Here is a 25,230-nt window from a genome sequence, read left to right as displayed (position 1 = left end):
TAGCCCCGCGAGACATTCATGACCACCGTAGCGCTCCAAGCCGATATCAAAGCCAAGTGGCCTCAAGGACAAAGCTCCTACAGCCCGGGAAGCCCTGAGGAATTGGCGATCATCGGCATCGACCTGCTGGTCAAGGAACTAGGCACTCAAGCGGCACAAGCGTTCATCGGCCAGATATTCGAGAAGTACCCGACCGACTACAAAGGCGCGCACGATCCGGCGCGCGAATAAGAACCGGTCGGCGAGCGCCGACCAGATCAGGCATCACTTCAGACGCGCCAGGCGCTCGGTCAGCAGATCGAAGAAGCCTTGGGCGTCGCCGCTCTCAACCCAGAACGCGTTCTTCGGTTGTTTCAGGCCGCCGTACCAATCGACGATGGTCTGGCCGAAGGTCGGGCCTTCACGACTGTCCACGACCACATTGACCTCACGGCCGCTGAACAGCGAAGGCTTGAGCAGGTAAGCAACGACGGTGGCATCGTGCACCGGTCCGCCGGGGAGGCCGTAGTGCTCCATGTCGCCCTTGACGTACTCGTTAAGAATATCGCCGACGATCTTGCTCGCGTTGCTATTGAGGTCGGCGATCTGCTTCAGGCGTGCCTCACTGGTCAGTACCTTGTGGGTCACGTCCAGGGGTAGATAGGTCAGTTTGACGCCACTCTTGAGCACAATCTCGGCGGCAATCGGGTCGGCGAACAGGTTGAACTCCGCCACTAGCGTGATATTGCCGCCATTGAAGTGCGCGCCGCCCATCACCACCACTTCCTTGATGCCTTGGGTGATTTCCGGCGCCTGGGTCAACGCCAGTGCCAGGTTGGTCTGCGGACCGAGCATGGCGATGGTGATGCTGTGGGGTTTGGCGCTGCTCAGGGTCTTGATCAGGTAGTCAACAGCATTGCCTTCGGCCAGGCCCTTTTTGGGTTCGTGGACAGCGACCCCGGAAATGCCTTCCTTGCCATGGATATTTTCAGCATAGATCGGCGTGCGCAGAATCGGCTTGGGCGCGCCGGCATACACCGGAATATCCTCGCGCCCCGCCCACTCACGGGCCAGCCGCGCGTTACGGGACGTCTTGTCCAGGCGCACGTTGCCGGCCACGGTGGTCAGCGCACGAATGTTCAGTTCCTCAGGCGAGGCCATGGCAAACAACAAAGCCACCACATCGTCAGCGCCAGGATCGGTGTCGATGATCAGGTCGATTTTTTCCGCCGCGTGGGCGCTTGCAGCAGTGAGCGCGGACAAAAGCAGAACACTCCGGAACAGATTTTTCAGGGCTGGGAGACCACGATGCATAAAACACTCCTTGTCATTGAGAACGCTAAAACGTTACGCCGGACACCAGCGCGATATTGCAGTAAGGCTGGCACTCACCCGTGCGCACCACTGCGCGCGCCTTGCGACTGAGTTGCTTGAATGCCTCATGACTGACCAGCCGCCGCTCACCCACCGCCGCCTGCTCTGTGAGGGCATCGAGCGCGCTCAGCGCAGGCGGCTGCTTGAGCAGGATTTCTTCGGCCAGCACATGGCTTTCCACCTGCATTTCACTGAGCACAATGCGCAACGTACTGATGAAATCGGGGATACCTTGGGTCAACGCCAGGTCGATCAACTCGACGCCTGGTGGCACGGGCAAGCCGGCATCACCGATCACCAGGATGTCGCCGTGCCCCAGGGAAGCGATCACGCGCGACAGGGCGATATTGAGCAGCGGAGTCTTTTTCATGAAGGTACAAAACCTTGTACGTCGTGCAGCGTAGGAATGGAGGGTTGCGCACCGGCGCGGGTCACCGACAATGCCGCTGCGACCTGACCAAAACGAATGGCCTCGGCCTCGCTTTCACCTTTGGCCAAGGCGGCGGCGAAGCCCCCGACAAACGTATCGCCGGCTGCCGTGGTATCCACCGCCTTGACCTTGGGTGGCACCAGGTGCTCGAACACCTGGCCATCGCTAAACAGCACACCTTGTGCGCCCAGCGTGATAATGACTTTGCCTGCACCGGCCTGAATCAGCTGAGTTGCAGCAACCTTGGCGCTGTCAAGCGAGTCGACCGCCACGCCGCTCAATGCGCTGGCTTCACTTTCGTTGGGGATCAAGTAATCGATCGAGGCGTACCATTCGGCGGGCAGTGGCGCGCTGGCCGGGGCAGGATTGAGGATCATCGTCTTGCCCAGCTCACGACCGCGCTTGAGGGCATACCCCACGGTGTCCATAGGCACCTCCAACTGGCAGACGATCACCTCGGCAGCCTGCAACACCGCATCAAATGCCAGCAGCGAGGCTGGCGTCAGTTCGCCATTGCTGCCGGCGACGATCACAATGGCGTTCTGGCTGCTGTCATCCACCACGATCAACGCCACGCCACTGGAACCCTCCACGGTACTGACTGCCCGGCAATCGATGCCTTCCACCAGCAACGCGTCACGCAGTTGGATGCCATATGCGTCGGTGCCAACGCAGCCGATCATCGAGACATCAGCCCCCAGACGAGCCGACGCCACGGCCTGGTTGGCGCCCTTGCCGCCGGGCACGGTGGTGAACGTCTGGCCGATCAGGGTTTCACCGGCTCGCGGCAGTCGACTGGCACGGGTGACCAGGTCCATGTTCAAGCTGCCTATTACCACTACTTTTGCGGGCATACATCAGTACTCATCAATTCGGTTCAGCGGTATTGGGCAAATGTACCGGCGACTGGCGCCGTCGACTCACGCAACACAATGCTCGGCGTCACGATGCGTTGATCGATCGGCAGTTGGGGGGTTGCAATTCGTCGCAGTAAAAGCTCGGCCGCCGTCTCGCCCAACTGCACGATCGATTGCCCGACCGTGGTCAGTGCCGGGTAGACGTAGCGGCCCATTTGAATGTCATCGAAACCGATCACCGACAGCTCGGTCGGCACGCGGATATTGCGCTCGGCTGCTGCGCGCAATACACCGAAACCGATCATGTCGTTGCTGGCGAAAATCGCGCTGGGCGGGTTTTCCGACAGCAACTTCACCGCGGCGGCATACCCCCCCGTGCTGGTGAAGTCGCTTTCTTCGGTGCGATTGGCCGCCACCTCCACGCCCGCCTCGCGCAGTGCACGTTGATAACCCGCCAGACGCATCTGCGCTACACGGGTACGGCTGGGGCCGGCGATGCAGGCAATGTCGCGGTGGCCGAGTTCGAGCAAGTGTCGAGTCGCGAGGTAAGCGCCCTGCTCGTGATCGATGCGCACCAGGTCGACATCAATGCCATCCAGCGCGCGGTCGACGATGACCATGGGCGTGCGCACCGCGCTCAAGCCTGCGGCAAGACCACTGTCATCGCCGCCTACCGAAGTCACGATCAAGCCATCGACGCGCTTCTCAAGCAGCACCCGCAAATAGCTGCGCTGCTTTTCAGCGTTGTCGTCGGAGTTACAGAGGATTACGCAGTAGCCATTACGCTCGCAGTAATCCTCGATCCCCCGGGCCAATTCCGCGAAATACGGGTTGAGGCTATTGGGCACCAGCAGCCCAATAGTGGCGGTGGTCTTGGCCTTGAGCGAGCGAGCAACCGCACTGGGCACATAATCGAGCTGCTTGATCGCCGCTTCCACTTTGACGCGTACCGGCTCGCTGACCGGGCGCGTCTTGTTCACCACGTGGGACACGGTGGTGTAGGAAATGCCCGCAAGCGCTGCCACATCTTTGATCGTTGCCATGAGTCAACCTCGCCGACTGGCGCGCTGGCTGCGGTAGGTATCGAGGACCACGGCAATCACGATCACGGCACCGGTGATGATGCGCTTCGTGGGTTCCGTGGCACCGATCTGTGCCAAACCGGCAGCCAGTACCGAGATAATCAACACGCCAAAGAAGGTGCTGATCACTGAACCGCGCCCCCCCATCAGGCTGGTACCACCGATCACCACCGCTGCGATCACTTGCAGCTCCAGGCCAGAGCCGGCGTTAGGATCCGCCGCTTCCAGGCGCGAAATCTGGAACAACGCCGCCACGCCCGCCAACAGGCCCATCAGGCTGAACACCAGGATTTTGTATGGCTTGGGGTTGATCCCCGCCAGACGCACCGCTTCTTCATTGGTGCCGATACCGATCAGGTAACGGCCGAACACCGTACGAGTCAATACCAGTTGGGCGACGACGATCACCAGCAAGGCAATGATGAATGAAGGCGAAATGCCGAAGGCAATCGGGTTGGACAGCCAGGCAAAGGAGTCACCGATATAGGCGGTGCGCGAGCCCGTCATCTGGTAGGCCACGCCACGGGCCATTTCCAGCACACCCAGGGACACGATAAACGACGGAATCCGCCAAGCCACCGTGATCGAACCGGTGATCGTACCTGTCAGTGCCGCGCAGGCCATGCCAAGCAAGGCCGCCGGCAATACGCTCCAGCCCCAGCCGAGGATCGCCACGCTGACGGCGGAGGCGGCGAGCGCCAGCACCGATCCCACGGACAGGTCGATACCGCCGATGATCAGAATGAAGGTCATGCCGACCGCCAGTACCATCAGGTCCGGAATCTGGTTGGCCAGGGTGCTGAAGGTGTCATAGGACAGAAAGTGATCGCTGAGCACCGAGAACAGCGCAATCATCGCCAGCAACGCACCCGCCAGGCCGAGGTAGGTACCCAGGCCATAGAAGTTGCCGCCAGTTTTACCGGGGGAAGTTGTTGTTTTCATGGGGTATCCCTAAGCACTGCGTCATTGAGCAGAGCATCACGTTTCTGATAACCGGCAAAGGCGGCGGCGAGCAATTCGTCCTGGGTCCAGTTGTCGCGCTCGAAAGTCTCGATCAGGCGCCCGGCGGACAGCACGCCGATGCGGTCGCAGATCAGCATGAGCTCACGCAGGTCACTGGACACCACCACCAGCGCTTTGCCCTGGCGGGTCAATTCGCCGAGCAAGGCATAAATGTCGAACTTGGCACCGACGTCGATACCACGGGTGGGCTCGTCGAACAGCATCACCGAACAGTCGCGCTCCAGCCAGCGGCCAATCACCACTTTCTGCTGGTTGCCGCCGGACAGTTCCGACACAAGCTGCGCCGGACTGGAACTGCGGATACGCATGGCATCAATCTGGCGCTTGGCCAACGCGGTTTCGTCGCGACTGTTGACTACCCCGCCGCCGGAGATTTCCGGCATGTTGCCCAAGGCGATATTCGCGCTGATGGACTGAGTCAGCAGCAGGCCTTCGCCCTTACGGTCCTCGGTGATCAGGGCGATACCATGGCCTACGGCGTCCACTGGCGAGCGAATGCTCACTACCTGGGTCGGTGAGCCGAGGGCCACGGTGCCGCTGTCGGCCAGGTCCGCACCGAAGATCAGGCGCAGCAACTCAGTGCGACCGGCACCGATCAGCCCGGAAATGCCATAGATTTCTCCGGCGCGCACTTCAAAGGAGACATCGCGGACTTTGTCCCCACGGGTCAGCCCTTTTACCGTGAGGGCCGGACCACCGATGGTGCGCGGGCCCAAGTCAATGTGCTCGCCCAGCTCGCGACCGACCATCAAGGTCACCAGTTGCTCGCTGTTGTAATTGGCCATCGGCTCGACGCAGACCAGTTTTCCGTCACGCAGCACCGCAATGCGTTGGGCGACACGGGCCAACTCTTCAAGCCGGTGCGAAATATAAACGATCGCCACGCCCCGGGCCTGCAAGCGGGTGATTTGCTCAAACAGCATCTCGACTTCACGGGCGGTCAGCATGGCCGTGGGTTCGTCGAGGATCAGTACGTGGCAGTCGCCGATCAGGTTGCGGGCGATCTCGACCATTTGCTGATGGCCGATCCCGAGACTGCCGACCAAGGTGTCTGGATCGATTGCGTCCAGGCCGACCTGGGCCATGGCCTCGATCGCGGCGTTGCGCAGTTGCTTGCGGCTGATCCAGCCGCAGTGGCTGGGTAGATTATCCAGGAACAGGTTTTCGGCCACGGTCAGCGTCGGCAGCAGATTGAGCTCCTGCATGACCATGCGCACACCCAGCTCTTCTGCCTGGGTGCGACTACCCGGGCGGTAATCCTGGCCATTGAATTGCATATGCCCGGTGGTCGGCGTGACCAGCCCGCCGATGATCTTCGACAAGGTGCTTTTGCCTGCGCCGTTCTCACCGGTGAGCGCCAGCACCTCCCCACGATTGAGCGTCAGGGTGATGTCGGACAGAACCGGTTGGGCATAGGTCTTGCCGATACCGCTGACCGAGAGGACAGCGTTCGGGGCGGAAGATGACATAGGAAAATCTCCAGGCGCCCGCTCAGGACGAGCGGACGCTGTTGGGCGCAGCCAGGATTACTTTTTGACGACGAGCTCGACCGGGGTTTCGATCACGCCACCTTTGGCGTCGACCTTCTCGCCCTTGACCAGCTTGAGCGCATTCTGGATACCGAACACGGCTTGCTGAGCGGCGGCCTGGTCGGCGGTCGCGAGGACGCGGTTATCCTTCAGCATCTGCTTGATGGCGTCGATGTTGTCGTAGCCCACCACCAAAACTTTACCGGTCTTGCCGGCAGCACGGATGGCAGAGACAGCGCCCAAGGCCATGTTGTCGTTACCAGCCAGCAATGCCTTGAGGTCCGGGTATTCGCTCAGCATGGCAGCGGCCACTTTCTGGCCTTGATCGATTTCCCAGTTGCCGGATTGAGTGGAAACGATCTTCATGCCGGCAGCGTCCATCGCATCCTTGAAGCCTGCGGTGCGCTGCTGTGCGTTGGTGGTGGTCGGTACGCCCTCGATGATGCCGACTTTGTCGCCCGCAGCCAGTCGCTTGGCCAGGTAGTCGCCCACCAGCTTGGCACCTTTGCGGTTGTCGGGGCCGACGAAGGGAATATCCAGATGTTTGCTTTTGAGTACGTCCGGATCCAGGCGGTTGTCGATATTGACGACCTTGATGCCGGCATCGGAGGCTTTCTTCAACACCGTGACCAGTGCCTTGGAGTCAGCAGGCGCGATAACGATGGCGTTGACCTTGGAGAGAATCATCTGATTGACGATGTCGATCTGGGCGCTGGTATCGGTTTCGTTCTTGATCCCGTTGGTGATCATGTCGAAACCGCCGGCGTGGTCTTTCTGATAGGCCTTGGCGCCATCCTGCATGGTCACGAAAAACTCATTGGCAAGGGACTTCATTACCAGACCGACCTTGGGTTTGGCGGTGGCGTCATCAGCGAAGGCAGAGGAAACAGGTAAGGCGACGGATGCGGCAGCAAGCACAGCGACAGCAAGAAGACGTCCGGCAAATGGCAGCTTCATGGGTTCACTCCGATCTTATGATTATTGTGAGCAACGCTTGCACCGAAGCATGCTTCGGCAGCCTTCCCACCCGGGCGGCTGATACGAGTTGTCACGATACCCAGCAGTATCTTGTGAAACATCTCGCAAACGTTTGCATTATCCGAACTATGAGAATCTTGTCGAGATTTGTCAACGATAGAAAACAACCTTTCATGCAAGCCCGCCAACGCTGCTTTCGCGGCGTGGATGGGAGGTCTTTAAACATCATCCCCTCCCAGTCGTTCTCTAAAACGACAGCCTTTTCGCGGCGTTACAGCGTAACGCTCCCTGTCAAATCGCTATCTTTTTCGGACAACCGAACGCGATGCCGTCCGATATTCGGAAAGCCGGACAGCTCCTTGATCAAGCCCATCAACACCAAACAAAAAAATCCTTTTAAATCAATAATTTATTTTATAAAGACAAACACCCTCAGCCTGGTACAGATCCTGCTCATACCCTACGCCTCGTGGCATTCAGAACTGCCCGGGTGTTCTAGATGAACCTGCTACAGCACTCATCAAAAACCAGAGAGAAAAATAATGAAATCTGCACTGAAGACTTTTGTTCCGGGCGCATTAGCCCTCCTGCTGCTGTTCCCCGTTGCCGCCCAGGCAAAGGACGTCGAAACCAAGACCAAGCTGTCCAACGTGGTGATCCTCGCCACTGGCGGCACCATTGCCGGTGCCGGTGCCAGTGCGGCCAACAGCGCCACCTATCAGGCGGCGAAAGTCGGCATCGATCAATTGATCGCGGGTGTTCCTGAGCTTAGTCAGATCGCCAATGTGCGCGGCGAGCAAGTGATGCAAATTGCGTCCGAAAGCATCAACAATGAAAACCTGCTGCAACTGGGTCGCCGCGTGGCCGAACTGGCCGACAGCAAGGACGTGGACGGCATTGTGATCACCCACGGTACCGACACCCTGGAAGAGACCGCCTACTTCCTGAACCTGGTGGAAAAAACCGACAAGCCAATCGTTGTCGTCGGCTCCATGCGTCCGGGTACCGCCATGTCGGCGGATGGCATGCTCAACCTGTATAACGCCGTGGCCGTTGCCGGCAGCAAAGACGCCCGCGGCAAAGGCGTACTCGTGACCATGAACGACGAGATCCAGTCGGGTCGTGACGTCAGCAAGATGATCAACATCAAGACCGAAGCCTTCAAGAGCCCATGGGGCCCGCTGGGGATGGTGGTTGAAGGCAAATCCTACTGGTTCCGCCTGCCTGCCAAGCGCCATACCATGGATTCGGAATTTGACATCAAGACCATCAAGAGCCTGCCTGACGTTGAAATCGCCTATGGCTATGGCAACGTGAGTGATACCGCCTACAAGGCCCTGGCCCAGGCTGGCGCCAAAGCCATCATCCACGCCGGTACCGGCAATGGTTCTGTGTCGTCCAAAGTGGTACCCGCGCTGGTGGAACTGCGCAAGCAAGGGGTGCAAATCATTCGCTCTTCCCATGTAAATGCCGGCGGGATGGTTCTGCGCAATGCCGAACAGCCTGACGACAAGTACGACTGGGTAGCCGCCCTCGACCTGAACCCGCAGAAAGCTCGCATCCTGGCAATGGTCGCCCTGACCAAGACCCAGGACAGCAAAGAGCTGCAACGGATGTTCTGGGAATACTGATTCCTAGCCTTACCTGGTAGGAGCGAGTTTGCTCGCGAAGGTCGTTAACGAGGGCGCGGTCTGCCTGGTTTAACCCATCGTCCTCAAGCTTTTCGCGGGCACGCTCGCTCCTACAGTTCGTCTCCCCCGCCCTAGACCAAATCGCCCGAATAGCTGTCGGACGAATCTCTTTAAATTTAAGCAGTTGCGAAATCACTTACAGTTAAATACTGTATGTGCGTACAGCTAATTAAGGAACACTCCATGGCAAAGCCCTCTTCCGCAACGCCAACCCCGCCTGATGCCTACGAACGCTTGGCTCTTCGTGTGCAAAAGATCATCAATTCAACCAACGCTCAGAAAGCCAAGGCAGCCTTGATCTTCCGTTTGCCGGATGAACCCGAAGATGAATGGGCACGTTTGCTGGAGGAAATCGCGGAAAACGACAACGTCACACTCGCCTATCGGGACGACGGCGGCGTACAGATTTTCTGGGTTGTGCCGAAGGAAGATTGATTCAATGATTGTCCGTTTTATCGCGGTGTGTTGCCTGTTGTTTACCCTCACTGCCAACGCCCAGGCCCCCCGCACGTTCAGCGAAGCAAAAAAAATTGCCTGGAAGCTCTACGCCCCGCAATCCACCGAGTTCTATTGCGGATGCAAATACACCGGCAACCGCGTGGACCTGAAAGCCTGTGGCTACATCCCGCGCAAAAACCCCAACCGCGCGGCACGCATCGAGTGGGAGCACATTGTTCCGGCCTGGCAGATCGGACATCAGCGCCAGTGCTGGCAGAATGGCGGACGCAAGAACTGCGCGCGCAATGATGACGTGTTCAAACGCGCCGAAGCGGACCTGCACAACCTGGTACCAAGCATCGGCGAGGTCAATGGCGACCGTAATAACTTCAGCTTTGGCTGGCTGCCGGTGCAAAGCGGGCAGTACGGCTCATGCCTGACCCAAGTGGACTTCAAAGCTAAAAAGGTCATGCCCCGCCCCTCCATTCGAGGAATGATCGCGCGCACTTATTTCTACATGAGCAAGCAATACGGCTTGCGCTTGTCGAAACAGGATCGCCAGTTGTATGAAGCCTGGAACAGAACCTATCCGGTGCAGGCGTGGGAGCGCCAGCGCAACCAGACCGTAGCCTGTGTGATGGGGCGCGGCAATGAATTCGTGGGCCCGGTAAACCTCAAAGCCTGCGGGCTGTAGGAGTGAGTTTGCTCGCGAAAAACTCGTAAGCGATACGTTTATCCAAAAATAAACGCAATAGCGCCGATGTCTTTCGCAAGCAAACGCTCCTACAACGGCCAGCACATCCCCCCTACTGCGCAGCCTTGTGTTCGATGATTTGCGACTCGGTATCGTTTTTCTTGGCGCGCGCCAGCTTTTCTGTGAGTTGCGCTTGCTTGGCCTCTGCTTGTTCCTTGGTTGCGAACGGCCCCAACAGCACTTCGTCCTTGCCGTCCGTCTTCACGATGTAAAAATTGAATCCATGTTCCAACAACCAGGCAGTGAGGTCAGTGATCGCCTGCAGCTTGTGATCCGGCGGGCCCACCCGCACATCCCATTCCTGAGCGGCAATCGCACCGGCCTGTGGCTGGCTTTCGGTCACGGCAGGCTTGACCCTGGGGGTATCGACGCTCTTACCTTCACCGCAACCGGCCAATGCCAACACCGCAATTGCCATCGCTACTTTACGCACAGCCCTGCTCCTTTAAGGATAAATAGGCGACTTTATCATTCACTGTCTATTCTGGCCGTCATAAACGTTGGCTTAAACAATGCGAATGATGTATCGCAGACCTGTATGATGCCGCCATGGGAATTAATGTCGCCTCTATGCGTCCTAAAAGAGGCAGTCACAGGGAAGCGCTTAGCAGTAAGCTACACACATCCGACACCTGCCCTGTCTGAAACATGTGTCCTTAAAAGTAATCAAGGAGAAGTCCATGCTGATACTCACCCGCAAAGTCGGTGAAAGCATAAACATCGGTGATGACATCACGATCACCATCCTGGGCGTCAGCGGCCAGCAAGTACGAATCGGCATCAACGCCCCCAAGAATGTCGCGGTGCATCGCGAGGAGATCTACCAGCGCATCCAGGCCGGTCTGACCGCCCCGGACAAAAACCAGACGCCTTGAAGCGCCCTCAGTAGCCAGCCCTTTCGTTCACTGTAACGGCTGGCGAAAACCCCTTCGAACTGCTTTTTTCCGTGTTATGTCACCGGCGTTGCCAATGACTTCATTGGCGCCGCAAGATGAAACTGCCTTCATGCCAGGAACTTGTCGCTTCATTCGCAGCCGAATCATCTGACTCACACCTTGCCATCCGTGTGCGCCGAGGAGCATGTCGATGAGGCCCACCGCCGCGCCGCGATTTGCGCTCAGAGCCTGGGTGATCGCCCTGCTGATAGGGCTGGTCTTCGTAGGACTGGAATATGGCCTGAGACTTGAAATCGAAGGCGCCGACACTACCGACACCCATTCTGGGCTGGACTTGGCCCTGTTGCTGGGCGGCTACCTGTTCATGTTCTGCCTCAAGCCCATCCAGAAGGCCGTGCAGCGTAAACTCTGCCAACAAACCGCTCGAAAACGGCACGCTGATGGCTAGCTCTGCGCTATTAGATCGCCGGTGTTTACAGTCTCGCAAGACGACCTATGCTTTGCTTTTCACTGTCATTGAAAGGCGCTGAAGCAGATGGACACCCTGAGTAAATCCCAAATCGAATCTGCACTGTCAGCTCGCCTGCCCAGCTACAGGGTCACTTGTTCCTTGCACGCCGATGGCACTCTTTCGGCCGTACTCAGCGGCCCGGAAACCGACCATTTCGCGATTACCGGAATCGTACGCGCGCATTATCGCGGCGCCGAAGCGATTGCCCGACTGGCCAACGAAATCCTCAGGGAGATGGTGATGTCTCGCCAGGGAATGAGAAACGATCGGATGCAGCCACCGTCTGACCCGGCCCGTCAAGAGCGCTAGCGAGCCCGATCTTTTTCGTATCAACCCACCCCGTTCAGCAAGTACAACAAGCCGTCGGCAGCGCGCCTGGCTTGTAACTGCTCATATCCGTCAATCGAAGGATGCGGGGTGGCCATGGGCTGGAGGTGTGTGGCGGTCACGACCATCACATCCGTCCCTGCGGCTTCTCCCGCACGGATGCCGACCGGCGCATCTTCAAACACCAGGCAATCCTGCACCGACACGCCCAGGCGCTGCGCGCCCAACACATAACAGGCAGGGTCCGGTTTGCCCGCGGCGACATCTTCAGCCGTGACCAGCACTGCCGGCGGCGCAATACCCGCCGCTTGCAGTCGACGCAACGCCAGTTCCCTGGGCGCGGACGTCACCAGCGCCCATTGATCGCCCGGCAGGCTGCTCAGAAATGCAATGGCACCGGGAATCGCTATGACCCCCTCGACATCATTGAGCTCAGCCTCGGTAATCCATTGCGCCTCAACCTCAGGGTCAACGCCGGGCAATGCCTGGCGAGTGATGGTATCGATTGCGCGCGCGCCGTGAATGGTGGTCAGGAAAGCCGTCACATCCAGCCCGTGGCGTTCGGCCCAAATGCTCCATACCCGCTCGGCAGCGGCGATAGAATTGAGCAGGGTCCCATCCATATCAAACAGAAAGGCGCGATAGCGACGGGTGAATATGGCTGAACCTCGGATGGACACTGCGTGGCTTCCTCGTGATCGGTAATAAATAATCGGCCCGAAGCAATCTACGGATCACATCGTTGCTTGTAAACGCTACCGACGCTTCGTCCCGCTTGAGGCCTGCAAACAAACGCTCTTGTTCTGCGCCAGTCTTAACCGCTTGATTACAAACTTGTCATCAACCTGTTGGTCGTGTGTTCGGGACGCCTGGTTACTGTGAGCTCACTGTCACGACTGGGCAGCCCCCCTTTAAGAGAGACACCGCCATGAAACTGCTTATCCTGAGTCTTGCCGCTTTGCTGACCACCGGCTCTGTGTTTGCCGCCGACCCCGTCATCCACGACAAGACTGGTTTTTTCGTACACCTGGATGTGGACAAAGTACTGTCAAGTACCGATACCTACGGCCAGTGCGGCATCGTCCCCGCACGTCTCGACTACCTGGACCATCAGGGCCGCGAACACGTCCTGGACTACCAGGTGTATGGCACCGGCTGCGCCAGTGATAATTGATCGGGCTACACTGGCGTCACGCATTGAAACAGGACACACCCCATGAACATCCTCGTAGTCGAAGACGAACCCAAGGCCGGCAATTACCTGCTCAACGGCTTGCAGGAACTGGGCTACTCCGTCTGCCTGGCCCGCGACGGCGTGGACGGTTTGCACCAGGCGCTGGAAACGCCGTTCGACGTGATCGTGCTGGATGTGATGATGCCGAAAATGGACGGTTGGGAAGTCCTGCGCCGCTTGCGCAAGGAGGCCGATACACCGGTGCTTTTTCTGACGGCTCGCGATGACATTGCCGACCGCATCAAAGGCCTGGAACTGGGCGCCGACGACTACCTGATCAAGCCCTTCTCCTTCGCCGAACTGGTGGCGCGCTTACGCACCCTGACCCGTCGCGGCCCGAGCCGCGAAGAAGAACAACTGCAGATCGCTGACTTGCAAGTCGACGTGCTCAAACGCCGTGTTACCCGCGCCGGCACCCGCATCACCCTGACCAATAAAGAGTTCGCTCTGCTGCACCTGTTTGCCACCCACCAGGATCAGGTGTTGTCCCGTTCTCTCATCGCGTCGCGGGTGTGGGACATGAACTTCGACAGCGACACCAATGTGGTGGACGTCGCCGTACGGCGACTGCGCCTGAAGATCGACGACCCGTTCCAGCTCAAATTGATCCACAGCGTGCGAGGCATCGGTTACCGCTTCGATACCCAGCCATGACTCGCCGCCATTATTCGCTGACCCTGCGCCTGGCGCTGATCTTCGCCTTGCTGGCGTTCGCCCTGCTGGCAACCCTGGGCGTGGCACTGTACCGCGAACTCGAGCGTGAACTGATCATGCGCGACGACGCGGCACTGATATACCGTGCAGATCAGTTGCGCAATCTGCTCAACGACAGCAACACACTGGAACTGATCAGGACCAAGCCGGAATTGTTCCAGAACATGATGGGCAACCGCGAATCGGTGCTGAGCATCGCCGCGCCCGGCCAAACGCCGTTACTGCTGGTCAACCCGGCCAACATCGAACTGCCAGCGGTCAAGCCGGTTCCCAAAGACCACGTTCTCAACCTGACCGACGTGCGACATTTGCCGGGCCTCGACGGGGTGCCCTTCGCTACCGTTGCCGTGTCCATCGACTCCGGCGACCTGGGCAGCCTGCAAGTCACCACCGGTCGATTGATGACCGAGCGCACCGCTGTGCTCGCCAGCTACCGCTTGAGCGTTTACATCCTGGCGAGCATCGCCGCTCTCGTCCTGGCGCTGGTGGGCTATCTGCTGATGCATCGCGGCCTGCGACCCTTGCGACACCTGGCGCGGCACGCCCAAGGCATCGGCGTCGGCAACCTCGCCGAACGCCTCGACAGCCACAGCTCCCCCAAAGAACTACTGCCGATGATCGACGCCTTCAACACCATGCTCGAACGCCTGGCCAAAGGGTTTGTCCAGTTGGGCCAGGTGTCCACCGACATGGCCCATGAACTGCGCACGCCGATCAACAACCTGCTGGGAGAAACCCAGGTCGCCCTGCAGCAGAACCGTAGTATCGAGAGCTATCAGCAATTGCTGGCGTCCAATGTCGAAGAGCTCGAACGCTTGGCGCGAATGCTCGACAACATGCTGTTCCTGGCTCGCACCGACCCGGCCAGCGCGCTGCGTCAGCGCCAGGAACTGAGTGCCGCGGAGGAAGTGGAACGCATCGCTGATTACTTCGAAGGCCTGGCCAGCGATGCAGAGATCAGCATCCATGCCGAGGGAGAAGGTGTGATCTGGGCAGAACCGATGCTGTTGCGAAGGGCCCTGGCGAACCTGTGCGCCAATGCCATCAAATATGGCGCACCTGGCACCGAACTGGTGATCCAGGCGGTACCGAATCCCGAGGGAATCAATCTGCGGGTCAGCAATCGGGGTGAAACCATTACCGCCGAACATCTGCCGCGACTGTTCGAACGGTTTTATCGGGTGGATGGGTCGCGGGAACGTTCGGCCCAGTCAAACGGCTTGGGCCTATCTATTGTGGCGACCATCATGCAATTGCATAACGGTCGGTACAGCGTAAGCAGCGAGGCCACAGTCACGTGTTTTGAGTTGTTTTTCCCAGGACGAGAGGACTGAACACCACGCGTTCGATGGAAATATCACTGCCCTGACGCCAGGCCGATGGCAATCATCCGCGGCAGTCGCGCGTAACAAAATGTGGACAGCATGCCGGGGTTTCCCGCATCTTAACGCCGCCCGTTTATCGGGTGCGACGCTCAAGCGCAGCGCGCGCCCCTCTCAATACTGTTGTGGATATGGAAATTCAATGAAAACCCAAAAGGTCCTGATCGCCCTCTCGTGTGCCGTTGCACTGTCGATGCTGGGCGGCTGTGCTGCGAAGGTAAAAAGTGGCGGCAGCGCTGCGCTGACTATCCCGGAATCCGCCAAGCAGAACCTGGTGGTCAGTATCAAAGGCGAAAATCAAGTCGAGCAGAACCCCGACTGGAACCTGCTCAAGCGCGACTGGGATAACGCACTCCAGGTCGAAGCACGCCAAGCCGGCTTCAATGTCACGCCAAGCCCGGCGGTGTCCGCCAGTGGTGAAGAGGGTGTCGGCATCACCATCAATGTGAGTAAGTTTCGCTACATCGAGCCGGGGTCGCGGTATGTCGCCGGCGCGCTGGTGGGTAACGCCTGGGTGTTCTCCCGCGCCGATTATTCCGACCTGAAATCCGGTGCGCCGATCGGTTCGCGTACCTATGACACCTCGTCATCCGCCTGGGAAGGGGTCGCCTCGGCCATGACGCAGAAGCAAGTTCAGGCGATTGCCAAACAGATGATCAGCGATATCAAGAGCGCCAAGGCCAAGTAGACCGGTTTTGTCATACAAAAAGGGTCAACCGACTGGTTGACCCTTTTCTCACACACCGGACAGAAAGACCTACGTCAAAGCTGCTTGTAGGTCTCACGCGACACTTCCTGAAGATCCGCCTCGGTGATCTTCTTCCAATCGTTTTCCATCACCGCCTGCATACTCTGGTTTTGCCGGGTCACCACGTTCAGCACTTTTTCCCCCGGCGTCTCGATACGCAGAAGGGATTTGCTGCTGACGTCAACCGAGAAGAAACCAGGGGTAAACCAGGACCAGAACTCGACGATATGCACCTTCACCGCCGTGGCATCGGCGGCGCCTGGCTCAGTCACCACTTCATAGCCCGCCTGTTTGTAGGCCGAGGCCACCGACTCATTGACCAATTGCGAAAGGGTACGACCGGACGGCAGCAACACATCGCCCAGGGCCATGCCGTAACCATTGCGCTTGCGGGCAATGGCGCGCTCGGTAATGGATTTATCAGTGACTTCGTTATTCTTCAACGAAGGAATATCCGGGCTGCGGGGGTCTATCTGGAAAACCCGCTCATCCACCGTACTGATCTGCACCTTCTTGCCATTGCTCGCCGCAACCTGCGCACTGCTCATGGGCGCGACATTGATATCAATCTCCGAGCGGCTGGTGGCGCATCCCGCCAGAACCATCAAAGCCGCAATCCCCATTACTAACCGAATGCCCATATACACACCATTCCTTATCGCCATCATTGGCTGGACCGGTCATCGGCCGAAGGCAATTTTACATGAATGATGGCACTTGGCTACCCATCGCTAACGCCTGAAAAACCGAGCGCCTACAGGTGTAGATTGCAGCCTGAGCAGGTATCGTCAGACTCCAGCGACCGTTCTTGAACAAGGAGCAGCACCGGTGACATCTCCCGCCACACCCACCGCCGAAACCGGCCTGAGTATGCAAACCCGCCTGATCGCCCTGGTTGTCGCCGTCACCTTCTTCATGGAAAACCTCGATGCCACAGTCATTGCCACCGCCCTGCCGACCATGGCGAGGGCCTTTGGCGTGACACCGGTGGACATGAATATCGGCATCACCGCCTATATTCTGGCAGTGGCGATTTTCATACCGTTGTCCAGTTGGATCGCTGATCGCTTTGGCGCTCGACGGGTGTTTGCCGGCGCGATCATTGTCTTCACCCTCGCTTCGCTGCTCTGCGGGCTGAGCCAAAGTCTCGAAATGTTCGTGTTCGCCCGGGTCCTGCAAGGTATCGGAGGTGCGCTGATGGTGCCTGTGGGGCGACTGGCCGTTCTACGCAATACGGACAAAAAAGACTTGGTGAAGATGATTGCCGTGATTACCTGGCCCGGCCTGGTGGCACCGATTCTTGGACCATTGGCGGGTGGACTGATCGTGACCCATGCCTCCTGGCCGTGGATTTTTTACGTGAATCTGCCGCTGGGCGTGCTGGCATTGGTCGCCGCGCTATGGCTGGTGCCCGAAGGCCGCGAGGCGAATGTGCGCAAGTTCGACGCCAAGGGTTTTGTGCTGCTGGCCGGCGCCTGTGTGGCACTGCTGGGAGGGCTGGAGTGGCTGGGCAACCAGACCGGCGAAAGGCTTATCCCCGGCGTCGCGCTGGTGGCGGCCGGATCGCTGCTGGCGGTGTGGGCTGCGCGGCACTGCAGACAGTCCAGCGCGCCTTTGTTACCGCTGGAGACCTTGTCCATCAATACCTTTCGCGTCAGCATCTATGGCGGATCGTTGTTCCGCCTGGCCATCAGCGCCCTGCCATTCCTGCTGCCCCTACTGTTTCAGGTCGCCTTTGGTCTATCTCCCGTGGATGCCGGTTTGCTGGTGCTGGCGGTATTTGCCGGCAACCTGGCCATGAAGCCCTTTACCACGGCGATCATGCAGCGCTACGGGTTTCGCAGGGTCCTGCTGGTGAATGGCGCGATCGGCGTGGTGTCGATTGTGGCTTGTGTGTTTTTCACAGTTCAGACACCGTTTGCAATCATTGCCGCGGTGTTGTTTGTGGGCGGGCTATCACGCTCGATGCAGTTCACTTGCTACAACTCGATCGGCTTCGCAGACGTGAGTAAACCGCGCATGAGCGAGGCGTCGGCGCTGTTCAGCATGGCGTTCCAACTGGCCATGGGCATGGGCGTCACGGTGGCGGCACTCTTGTTGCGAGCATCCATGAGTGTGCAAGGGCATGAGGCTCAGGCACAGGCTGGGGACTTTCGAGTGGCGTTTGTGGGGGTGGCGTTGCTGGGAGCGTTGGCGCTGATAGATGTATATCGGTTGCCAGCGCGAGCAGGGGAAAGTGTGTTGAAGCGTGGCTGAGTCTTGAAGACTAACGCATCAACACACATCCCCAACACTCAAGCGGTGGTGCTGACGATTGAACCCGTGCCGCTGCCACCTTCAGCAGTGACGGCCTGCAACAGAGAGGCCGTCACGGTCTGCAAAGCCGCTGAAGTAGCTGCAATCTGCGATTGCGCTGCTGCTACGGCCGCCGCTTTGGCGTCTGCACTCTGATTGCTGGACTGCGCCTGTTGCAAAGCACGCTGTTGCTCTTGAAGCTGCTTTTGTAGCTGTTCGATCTGTTTCTTCAACTCTTTGACGGTATCGGACTCCGTCGAACTCGATGACGACTGGGTGCCGGAACTGGCTTGAGCAGCGTCGCTATTGGAAGCCTTCATGTCGACGGTCAGGCCGCCAGTACTGCTTGTACTTTCGGTTGCCGTAGCATCACCCGTGGTGGTGGCAGTGCTTTGAGCGCTTGATACGGAGGAAGGATTGCTAATATTGATAAGCATGCCAAATGTCCGAAAATTAAGAGTTACAGGTTATATCGGCTTACCAGCCGCTAACTTTAGGGTACCGTTTCAATTTCTCAACGACACCAAATTTCAGGCAAAGAAAAAGGGGAACCCTTTCGGATTCCCCTTCACACCGCCCAGCAGAGCGGATTTTGTTTGGTAGGCGCGATTGGACTCGAACCAACGACCCCCACCATGTCAAGGTGGTGCTCTAACCAACTGAGCTACGTGCCTGCTGTGAGGCGGCATTCTACGGAAATCCGAAGGGGTGTCAACATCTTTTTTGCAGCTAACCCTATGAATATGCGAATTTTTTATTTGCGGTCAGCTCATCTGCATTTTTTGACTGGTTGGCAGGCGATTTTCAACTCAGGTAGGATCGACTCACTCGTAAAAAATATAAAACAGAGGTTCCAGGATGGCGAACACCCCCTACCCCCAGTCGTATTACGCCGCTTCTGCGAATACAGTTCCGCCCCGCTCAATGCTGCAAGGCGACGTCGAAACGGATGTATGCGTAATTGGTGCCGGCTATACCGGCCTGTCCAGCGCACTGTTCCTGCTGGAGAACGGTTTTCGCGTGACAGTACTGGAAGCCGCCAAGGTAGGTTTTGGAGCCTCGGGCCGCAATGGCGGTCAGATCGTCAACAGCTATAGCCGCGACATTGACGTAATCGAACGCAGTGTCGGCCCCAAGCAGGCGCAATTGCTGGGACAAATGGCGTTTGAGGGCGACAAGATCATTCGCGAGCGGGTGACCGAGTACCAAATCCAGTGCGACCTTAAGGACGGCGGCGTGTTCGCGGCACTGAACAGCAAGCACATGGACCATCTGGAGTCGCAGAAGCGCTTATGGGAGCGCTACGGCCATACGCAACTGGAGCTGCTGGATGAGCGCCGCATTCGCGATGTGGTCGCCTGTGACAATTATGTCGGCGGCCTGCTGGACATGAGCGGCGGGCACATTCACCCGCTCAACCTGGCATTGGGCGAAGCGGCGGCCGTGGAGTCCCTGGGCGGCATGATCTACGAACAGTCAGCGGCGATACGTATAGAACGCGGCGCCAACCCCGTGGTGCATACCGCCGAAGGTAAGGTGAGGGCCAAGTTCATCATCGTCGCGGGCAATGCCTACCTGGGCAACCTGGTGCCGGAGTTGGCGGCGAAGTCGATGCCATGCGGCACACAAGTCATTACCACGGCCCCGCTAGGCGATGAGCTGGCCAAGTCATTGCTGCCCCAGGACTACTGTGTGGAAGATTGTAACTACCTACTCGACTACTACCGACTCACCAGCGACAAGCGCCTGATCTTCGGCGGCGGCGTGGTGTATGGTGCCAGGGACCCGGCGAATATTGAAGCGATCATCCGACCGAAGATGCTCAAAGCCTTCCCACAGCTCAAGGATGTGAAAATCGACTTCGCCTGGACCGGCAATTTCCTACTGACCCTGTCGCGCCTGCCACAAGTCGGTCGCCTGGGCGACAACATCTACTATTCACAGGGCTGCAGCGGCCATGGCGTGACATACACGCACCTGGCGGGCAAGGTACTGGCGGAAGCCATTCGAGGCCAGGCAGAGCGTTTTGATGCGTTTGCCGACCTGCCGCACTATCCGTTCCCTGGCGGGCAATTGCTGCGTACACCGTTTGCGGCACTGGGAGCCTGGTATTACGGGCTGCGGGACAAGCTGGGCTTCTGAGTCATCCGATAGAGCCGGTTCGCCGGCTCCTGCAGAGGGTCAAATTGCACAAACAAAAAACCCCGGTCTTTCGACCAGGGTCTTTGCTATCGGATCAAAGTAGCCAGCGGCTTTCTTTGTGCTCCAAGGCGTTCAGTGGGCCTTGATGCAGATATGGCGCAGCGGACGGGACTCGAACCCGCGACCCCCGGCGTGACAGGCCGGTATTCTAACCGACTGAACTACCGCTGCGTATCGCTTGACTGATTGAGCGTACAACCTCAATCGTCTTTAAACATCTGATCGACCAGCCTAAGCTGTTCAATCTCAAGCCCGACGAATCGAACCTGGAAAATATGGCGCAGCGGACGGGACTCGAACCCGCGACCCCCGGCGTGACAGGCCGGTATTCTAACCGACTGAACTACCGCTGCGCGTCGGTGCAACCTTTAACGTTGCGTCTTGCCTGAAGACAAAACTCTCAAGAAGTGGTGGGTGATGACGGGATCGAACCGCCGACCCTCTGCTTGTAAGGCAGATGCTCTCCCAGCTGAGCTAATCACCCTTTGCTTCGTTGAGGCCGCGAAATTTACGCAGGTAGCGGTCCTAAGTCAATAGCCCGCTTGAAGTTTTTCTGAAAAAGACAAAATAGTGTCAAGACGGCTATGCGCCCTACTCGCTGTAAATCATCTTCTTGCTCATGCCGCCATCCACCACGAACTCCTGCCCGGTGACGAACCCTGCCTGGCGAGACAGCAACCACGCCACCATCGCCGCCACATCCTCCACGGTGCCAACCCTACCTGCCGGATGCTGGGCATGATCGGCATCGCTCAGTGGCTCGGCACGCCGCGCCCCAGGGTCACGGGCATCGATCCAGCCAGGACTGACGGCATTTACCCGCACCTCCGGCCCAAGGCTCATGGCCAGCGCATGAGTCAGGGCCAACAAGCCGCCCTTACTGGCCGCATAGGCTTCGGTGTCCGGTTCCGATTGACGGGCGCGGGTCGATGCCAGGTTGACGATCGCCCCTCCATGGGCGCGCAGGTACGGCGCACAATGCTTGGCCAGCAACATCGGCCCACTGAGATTGACCGCCAGTACACGATTCCAGTTCGCCAGATCGAGGCTTTCCAAGGTGATATTGCGCGGATCGGCCACTGCCGCGTTGCACACCAACGCATCCAGGCGCCCGAACTGCCCGAGCACCTCGGCAACACCCTGGGCAACTTGCTTCTCGTCCGCCACGTCCATGGTGATGAACCAGGCATTTTCCCCAAGCACCTTGGACACCCTGGAACCCCGCTCGCGATCCAAGTCGGCCAACACCACCTGCCAGCCTTCACTGATCAGCCACGCAGCAATCCCCAGACCAATGCCCCGAGCCGCGCCCGTCACCAACGCGACACGCCCGTTGGTAGCCGCGGCGGCGTCCATGGACCACTCGATCACAAGGCTGCCAGCCCGCGAGCCAGGTCAGCCTGCAAATCAGCCACATCTTCCAGGCCCACCGCGATACGGATCAGGCTATCGCGAATACCGGCCGCCTCACGCTCTTGCGGCGCCAGGCGACCGTGGGAGGTGGTGCTCGGATGGGTAATGGTGGTCTTGCTGTCGCCCAGGTTGGCGGTGATGGAGATCAGGCGTGTCGCGTCGATAAAGCGCCAGGCGCCCTCTTTGCCACCCTTCACCTCAAAACTCACCACAGCCCCGAAACCACGCTGCTGGCGCTGGGCCAATTCGTGTTGCGGATGACTCTTGAGGCCCGCGTAATGCACCTTCTCGATACCGTCCTGCTGCTCCAGCCATTCGGCCAGCGCCTGGGCATTGGCGCAATGGGCCTTCATGCGCAGGCTGAGGGTTTCCAGGCCCTTGAGGAAGATCCAGGCGTTGAACGGACTCAGGGTCGGGCCCGCAGTGCGCAAAAAGCCCACCACTTCCTTCATCTGTTCGCTGCGACCGGCCACCACGCCGCCCATGCAACGGCCTTGGCCGTCGATGAACTTGGTCGCCGAGTGCACCACAATGTCCGCCCCCAGCTTCAGAGGCTGTTGCAGCGCTGGCGTGCAGAAACAGTTGTCGACCACCAGCATTGCGCCCTTGGCATGGGCCACTTCGGACAACGCAGCGATATCCACCAGCTCGGCCAGGGGATTGGACGGCGACTCGACGAACAGCAGCTTGGTATTGGCCTTGATCGCCGCATCCCAGCCGGAAAGATCCGCCAGGGGCACGTAGTCCACTTCGATGCCGAAGCGCTTGAAATACTTTTCAAACAAACTAATGGTCGAACCGAACACGCTGCGTGACACCAGTACATGGTCGCCGGCACTGCATAGGCTCATCACCACGGCCAGGATCGCCGCCATGCCTGTGGCAGTAGCCACGGCCTGTTCAGCGCCTTCCAGGGCAGCGATACGCTCTTCGAATGCACGCACCGTCGGGTTGGTGTAGCGCGAATAGACGTTGCCCGGCACTTCACCGGCAAAACGTGCAGCGGCGTCCGCAGCGGTGCGGAACACATAGCTGGAGGTAAAGAACATCGGATCACCGTGCTCACCTTCCGGTGTGCGGTGCTGGCCGGCGCGCACAGCCAGGGTATCGAAAGCTACGCCATCGAGGTCGCTGTCCAGCCGACCGGCATCCCATTCCTGACTCATGCTGCGACTCCTTACTCAATTCTTTATTTAAGATACAAAACCGGCCCCTCAGGGCCGGTGTCTACTCAGTTGTTGTACAGATCAATGATCGCGCTGACCGCCTGGGTCTTGATCTTCGACGAGTCGTTACGTGCCTGCTCGATCTTGTTCAAGTAGGCCTCGTCGATGTCACCGGTCACATACTTACCGTCGAACACCGCGCAATCGAACTCCTCGATCTTGATCTTGCCACCGCCAACGGCTTCGATCAGGTCCGACAGGTCCTGGTAGATCAGCCAATCGGCGCCGATCAGGTCAGCCACGTCCTGGGTCGAACGGTTGTGAGCGATCAGCTCGTGGGCGCTCGGCATGTCGATGCCGTAGACGTTCGGGTAACGCACGGCAGGGGCGGCGGAGCAGAAGTACACGTTCTTCGCACCGGCTTCGCGGGCCATCTGGATGATCTGCTTGCACGTGGTACCGCGCACGATGGAGTCGTCCACCAGCATCACGTTCTTGCCGCGAAACTCCAGCTCGATCGCGTTGAGCTTCTGGCGTACCGATTTCTTGCGCGCCGCCTGGCCCGGCATGATGAAAGTACGGCCAATGTAGCGATTCTTGACGAAGCCTTCGCGGAACTTGACGCCCAAGTGGTTGGCCAGCTCCAGCGCAGCGGTACGGCTGGTGTCCGGGATCGGGATCACCACGTCGATGTCATGATTCGGGCGCTCGCGCAGGATCTTGTCGGCCAGCTTCTCACCCATGCGCAGGCGTGCCTTGTACACCGAAACGCCGTCGATGATTGAGTCAGGACGCGCCAGGTAGACATGTTCGAAGATACACGGAGTGAGCTTAGGGGACACAGCACACTGACGGGTGTGCAACTTGCCATCTTCGGTGATGTACACCGCTTCGCCCGGCGCGAGGTCGCGGATCAGGGTGAAGCCCAGCACGTCCAGGGACACGCTTTCAGAAGCGATCATGTACTCGACGCCTTCGTCGGTATGACGCTGGCCGAACACGATCGGGCGGATGCCATGGGGATCGCGGAAACCGACGATGCCATAACCGGTGACCATGGCCACTACCGCGTAACCACCAACGCAGCGGTTGTGCACATCGGTGACGGCGGCAAACACGTCTTCTTCGGTCGGCTGCAACTTGCCGCGCTGGGCCAGTTCGTGGGCGAACACGTTGAGCAACACTTCCGAATCGGAGTTGGTGTTGACGTGGCGCAGGTCAGATTCGTAAATCTCCTTGGCCAGCTGTTCAACGTTGGTCAGGTTACCGTTGTGCGCCAGGGTGATGCCGTAAGGCGAGTTGACGTAAAACGGTTGAGCTTCGGCCGAAGTCGAGCTACCGGCAGTCGGGTAACGCACATGGCCAATGCCCATGTGCCCGACCAGGCGCTGCATGTGACGTTGATGGAACACGTCACGTACCAGCCCGTTGTCCTTGCGCAGGAATAACCGGCCGTCATGGCTGGTCACAATACCGGCAGCGTCCTGGCCGCGGTGCTGGAGGACGGTTAGCGCGTCATACAGCGCCTGATTGACGTTCGACTTACCGACGATACCGACGATGCCACACATGCGACGCAACCCCTACTTAATGAATCTTGACTGAACACAACTTACTGAGGCGTTTTGGCCGGCAGGAGGTGTTCCTTGAACGGAAGATCAGCGGGTACGCTGATCCCGCTGGCCAGCCACTGACTGCTCCACCCCAATATGAGGTTCTTGGACCAATCTGCAACCAATAGAAATTTTGGCACGAGTACCGACTCCTGCCACCATGCATCCTGCTGTACCGGCCCCAGGCTCAACAGCCCGACCGCCACGACCACCAGCAACGCGCCACGCGCTGCGCCGAAGGCCATGCCGAGAAATCGATCGGTCCCGGAGAGGCCGGTGACGCGTATCAACTCGCCAATAAGATAATTGACCATTGCTCCCACCAGCAGCGTGGCGATGAACATGATGGCGCAGCCCGCGATGACGCGAGCCGAAGGTGTCTCGATGTATCCGGCCAGGTAAACCGACAGTGAACCACCGAACATCCAGGCTACGACTCCTGCGATGATCCAAGTCAGCAACGACAGTGCTTCTTTTACGAAGCCGCGGCTCAGACTGATCAAAGCGGAGATGGCGACGATTGCAACGATCGCCCAATCAACCCAGGTAAATGGCACGGTGCAGCCTACGGATGGATAAGGCGGCGCATTTTAG

General features: G+C 58.8%; 28 protein-coding genes and 4 tRNA genes. 13 read left to right on the top strand and 19 right to left on the bottom strand.

Going from position 1 to position 25,230, the window contains the following annotated elements; all coding sequences use genetic code 11:
• Positions 1-18 precede the first annotated feature (18 nt).
• Positions 19-231, top strand: a complete 213-nt coding sequence (locus ACLH0J_RS14445; protein WP_411392502.1) for a hypothetical protein — start codon at positions 19-21, stop codon at positions 229-231.
• Between the two features lie 33 nt (positions 232-264).
• Here ACLH0J_RS14445 and ACLH0J_RS14440 read toward each other — a convergent pair whose 3' ends face one another.
• Genes ACLH0J_RS14440 through ACLH0J_RS14410 form a run of 7 tightly spaced genes read right to left on the bottom strand, consistent with a single transcriptional unit; the run spans position 265 to position 7,231 of the window.
• Complete coding sequence (locus ACLH0J_RS14440) at positions 265-1,293, bottom strand: nucleoside hydrolase (RefSeq protein ID WP_411392501.1); 1,029 nt, start codon at positions 1,291-1,293, stop codon at positions 265-267.
• 25 nt (positions 1,294-1,318) lie between these two features.
• Positions 1,319-1,723: a D-ribose pyranase gene (gene rbsD, locus ACLH0J_RS14435; RefSeq protein ID WP_411392500.1), complete on the bottom strand. Its 405-nt coding sequence runs from the start codon at positions 1,721-1,723 to the stop codon at positions 1,319-1,321.
• On the bottom strand, positions 1,720-2,637 hold the full coding sequence (gene rbsK, locus ACLH0J_RS14430) for a ribokinase (protein ID WP_411392499.1): 918 nt from the start codon (positions 2,635-2,637) through the stop codon (positions 1,720-1,722). The genes rbsD and rbsK overlap by 4 nt, the downstream gene beginning before the upstream one ends.
• A gap of 23 nt (positions 2,638-2,660) precedes the next feature.
• The gene (locus ACLH0J_RS14425; protein WP_411392498.1) at positions 2,661-3,683 is read right to left on the bottom strand and encodes a LacI family DNA-binding transcriptional regulator; all 1,023 of its coding nucleotides are present in this window, start codon (positions 3,681-3,683) and stop codon (positions 2,661-2,663) included.
• A gap of 3 nt (positions 3,684-3,686) precedes the next feature.
• Positions 3,687-4,664 (bottom strand): ABC transporter permease, encoded by a 978-nt coding sequence (locus ACLH0J_RS14420; RefSeq protein ID WP_411392497.1) that lies wholly within the window; start codon positions 4,662-4,664, stop codon positions 3,687-3,689.
• Positions 4,661-6,214, bottom strand: a complete 1,554-nt coding sequence (locus ACLH0J_RS14415; RefSeq protein WP_411392496.1) for a sugar ABC transporter ATP-binding protein — start codon at positions 6,212-6,214, stop codon at positions 4,661-4,663. The genes ACLH0J_RS14420 and ACLH0J_RS14415 overlap by 4 nt, the downstream gene beginning before the upstream one ends.
• Before the next feature lie 57 nt (positions 6,215-6,271).
• The gene (locus tag ACLH0J_RS14410) at positions 6,272-7,231 is read right to left on the bottom strand and encodes a sugar ABC transporter substrate-binding protein (protein ID WP_411392495.1); all 960 of its coding nucleotides are present in this window, start codon (positions 7,229-7,231) and stop codon (positions 6,272-6,274) included.
• A 563-nt stretch (positions 7,232-7,794) separates the two neighbouring features.
• Between ACLH0J_RS14410 and ACLH0J_RS14405 the strand changes: the two genes are divergently transcribed.
• From ACLH0J_RS14405 to ACLH0J_RS14395, 3 genes are all read left to right on the top strand, one after another.
• Positions 7,795-8,883: an asparaginase gene (locus ACLH0J_RS14405; protein WP_411392494.1), complete on the top strand. Its 1,089-nt coding sequence runs from the start codon at positions 7,795-7,797 to the stop codon at positions 8,881-8,883.
• Between the two features lie 243 nt (positions 8,884-9,126).
• On the top strand, positions 9,127-9,378 hold the full coding sequence (locus tag ACLH0J_RS14400) for a DUF1654 domain-containing protein (protein ID WP_411392493.1): 252 nt from the start codon (positions 9,127-9,129) through the stop codon (positions 9,376-9,378).
• Between the two features lie 4 nt (positions 9,379-9,382).
• The gene (locus ACLH0J_RS14395) at positions 9,383-10,075 is read left to right on the top strand and encodes an endonuclease (RefSeq protein WP_411392492.1); all 693 of its coding nucleotides are present in this window, start codon (positions 9,383-9,385) and stop codon (positions 10,073-10,075) included.
• A 112-nt stretch (positions 10,076-10,187) separates the two neighbouring features.
• On the opposite strand, the gene ACLH0J_RS14390 is transcribed toward ACLH0J_RS14395, so the two are convergent.
• Positions 10,188-10,553, bottom strand: coding sequence for an SPOR domain-containing protein (locus ACLH0J_RS14390; protein WP_411392826.1), 366 nt, complete (start codon positions 10,551-10,553; stop codon positions 10,188-10,190).
• 262 nt (positions 10,554-10,815) lie between these two features.
• Here ACLH0J_RS14390 and csrA point away from each other — a divergent pair, with 262 nt between their 5' ends.
• The 3 genes from csrA to ACLH0J_RS14375 all read left to right on the top strand — a co-directional run bounded on the left by csrA (position 10,816) and on the right by ACLH0J_RS14375 (position 11,851).
• Positions 10,816-11,010 carry a carbon storage regulator CsrA gene (gene csrA, locus ACLH0J_RS14385; RefSeq protein ID WP_010567010.1) on the top strand — a complete coding sequence of 65 codons (195 nt, stop codon included), beginning with the start codon at positions 10,816-10,818 and terminating at the stop codon, positions 11,008-11,010.
• A 211-nt stretch (positions 11,011-11,221) separates the two neighbouring features.
• Positions 11,222-11,479 carry a hypothetical protein gene (locus ACLH0J_RS14380; protein WP_411392491.1) on the top strand — a complete coding sequence of 86 codons (258 nt, stop codon included), beginning with the start codon at positions 11,222-11,224 and terminating at the stop codon, positions 11,477-11,479.
• Positions 11,480-11,566: 87 nt separating this feature from the next.
• The gene (locus ACLH0J_RS14375; protein WP_411392490.1) at positions 11,567-11,851 is read left to right on the top strand and encodes a hypothetical protein; all 285 of its coding nucleotides are present in this window, start codon (positions 11,567-11,569) and stop codon (positions 11,849-11,851) included.
• A gap of 20 nt (positions 11,852-11,871) precedes the next feature.
• On the opposite strand, the gene ACLH0J_RS14370 is transcribed toward ACLH0J_RS14375, so the two are convergent.
• Positions 11,872-12,549: an HAD family hydrolase gene (locus ACLH0J_RS14370; RefSeq protein WP_411392489.1), complete on the bottom strand. Its 678-nt coding sequence runs from the start codon at positions 12,547-12,549 to the stop codon at positions 11,872-11,874.
• Between the two features lie 248 nt (positions 12,550-12,797).
• Here ACLH0J_RS14370 and ACLH0J_RS14365 point away from each other — a divergent pair, with 248 nt between their 5' ends.
• The 4 genes from ACLH0J_RS14365 (at position 12,798) to ACLH0J_RS14350 (ending at position 15,887) form a co-directional block, all read left to right on the top strand.
• Positions 12,798-13,043: a DUF2790 domain-containing protein gene (locus ACLH0J_RS14365; protein ID WP_411392488.1), complete on the top strand. Its 246-nt coding sequence runs from the start codon at positions 12,798-12,800 to the stop codon at positions 13,041-13,043.
• Between the two features lie 42 nt (positions 13,044-13,085).
• The gene (locus ACLH0J_RS14360; protein WP_411392487.1) at positions 13,086-13,757 is read left to right on the top strand and encodes a heavy metal response regulator transcription factor; all 672 of its coding nucleotides are present in this window, start codon (positions 13,086-13,088) and stop codon (positions 13,755-13,757) included.
• Positions 13,754-15,151: a heavy metal sensor histidine kinase gene (locus ACLH0J_RS14355; RefSeq protein WP_411392486.1), complete on the top strand. Its 1,398-nt coding sequence runs from the start codon at positions 13,754-13,756 to the stop codon at positions 15,149-15,151. The genes ACLH0J_RS14360 and ACLH0J_RS14355 overlap by 4 nt, the downstream gene beginning before the upstream one ends.
• Positions 15,152-15,341: 190 nt before the next feature.
• Positions 15,342-15,887, top strand: coding sequence for a hypothetical protein (locus ACLH0J_RS14350; RefSeq protein ID WP_411392485.1), 546 nt, complete (start codon positions 15,342-15,344; stop codon positions 15,885-15,887).
• 74 nt (positions 15,888-15,961) lie between these two features.
• On the opposite strand, the gene ACLH0J_RS14345 is transcribed toward ACLH0J_RS14350, so the two are convergent.
• On the bottom strand, positions 15,962-16,588 hold the full coding sequence (locus ACLH0J_RS14345; protein ID WP_411392484.1) for a flagellar biosynthesis protein: 627 nt from the start codon (positions 16,586-16,588) through the stop codon (positions 15,962-15,964).
• Positions 16,589-16,775: 187 nt separating this feature from the next.
• Between ACLH0J_RS14345 and ACLH0J_RS14340 the strand changes: the two genes are divergently transcribed.
• Positions 16,776-18,203, top strand: a complete 1,428-nt coding sequence (locus tag ACLH0J_RS14340; protein ID WP_411392483.1) for an MFS transporter — start codon at positions 16,776-16,778, stop codon at positions 18,201-18,203.
• A 38-nt stretch (positions 18,204-18,241) separates the two neighbouring features.
• Here ACLH0J_RS14340 and ACLH0J_RS14335 read toward each other — a convergent pair whose 3' ends face one another.
• Positions 18,242-18,679, bottom strand: coding sequence for a hypothetical protein (locus tag ACLH0J_RS14335; protein WP_411392482.1), 438 nt, complete (start codon positions 18,677-18,679; stop codon positions 18,242-18,244).
• Between the two features lie 160 nt (positions 18,680-18,839).
• Positions 18,840-18,916, bottom strand: a tRNA-Val gene (locus ACLH0J_RS14330).
• Positions 18,917-19,100: 184 nt separating this feature from the next.
• Here ACLH0J_RS14330 and ACLH0J_RS14325 point away from each other — a divergent pair.
• Positions 19,101-20,384, top strand: a complete 1,284-nt coding sequence (locus tag ACLH0J_RS14325) for an NAD(P)/FAD-dependent oxidoreductase (RefSeq protein ID WP_411392481.1) — start codon at positions 19,101-19,103, stop codon at positions 20,382-20,384.
• Positions 20,385-20,538: 154 nt separating this feature from the next.
• Here ACLH0J_RS14325 and ACLH0J_RS14320 read toward each other — a convergent pair.
• The 7 genes from ACLH0J_RS14320 to ACLH0J_RS14290 form a co-directional block, all read right to left on the bottom strand.
• Positions 20,539-20,615 (bottom strand) — tRNA-Asp (locus tag ACLH0J_RS14320).
• Positions 20,616-20,720: 105 nt separating this feature from the next.
• Positions 20,721-20,797 (bottom strand) — tRNA-Asp (locus ACLH0J_RS14315).
• A gap of 55 nt (positions 20,798-20,852) precedes the next feature.
• Positions 20,853-20,928 (bottom strand) — tRNA-Val (locus ACLH0J_RS14310).
• A 107-nt stretch (positions 20,929-21,035) separates the two neighbouring features.
• A complete protein-coding gene (locus tag ACLH0J_RS14305) occupies positions 21,036-21,800 on the bottom strand; it encodes an SDR family oxidoreductase (RefSeq protein WP_411392480.1) in 765 nt (254 codons plus the stop codon).
• A gap of 11 nt (positions 21,801-21,811) precedes the next feature.
• On the bottom strand, positions 21,812-23,023 hold the full coding sequence (locus ACLH0J_RS14300; protein WP_010566994.1) for an O-succinylhomoserine sulfhydrylase: 1,212 nt from the start codon (positions 23,021-23,023) through the stop codon (positions 21,812-21,814).
• A gap of 65 nt (positions 23,024-23,088) precedes the next feature.
• On the bottom strand, positions 23,089-24,594 hold the full coding sequence (gene purF / locus ACLH0J_RS14295; RefSeq protein ID WP_010566993.1) for an amidophosphoribosyltransferase: 1,506 nt from the start codon (positions 24,592-24,594) through the stop codon (positions 23,089-23,091).
• A 41-nt stretch (positions 24,595-24,635) separates the two neighbouring features.
• Entirely contained in the window at positions 24,636-25,193 is a 558-nt protein-coding gene (locus tag ACLH0J_RS14290; protein WP_003234314.1) for a CvpA family protein, read from the bottom strand.
• Positions 25,194-25,230 lie beyond the last annotated feature (37 nt).

This window comes from Pseudomonas sp. MPB23 (assembly GCF_046605395.1).
Classification (GTDB): domain Bacteria; phylum Pseudomonadota; class Gammaproteobacteria; order Pseudomonadales; family Pseudomonadaceae; genus Aquipseudomonas.
Note: the sequence above shows the minus strand (reverse complement) of the source record. Positions and strands in the feature narration are given on the sequence as shown.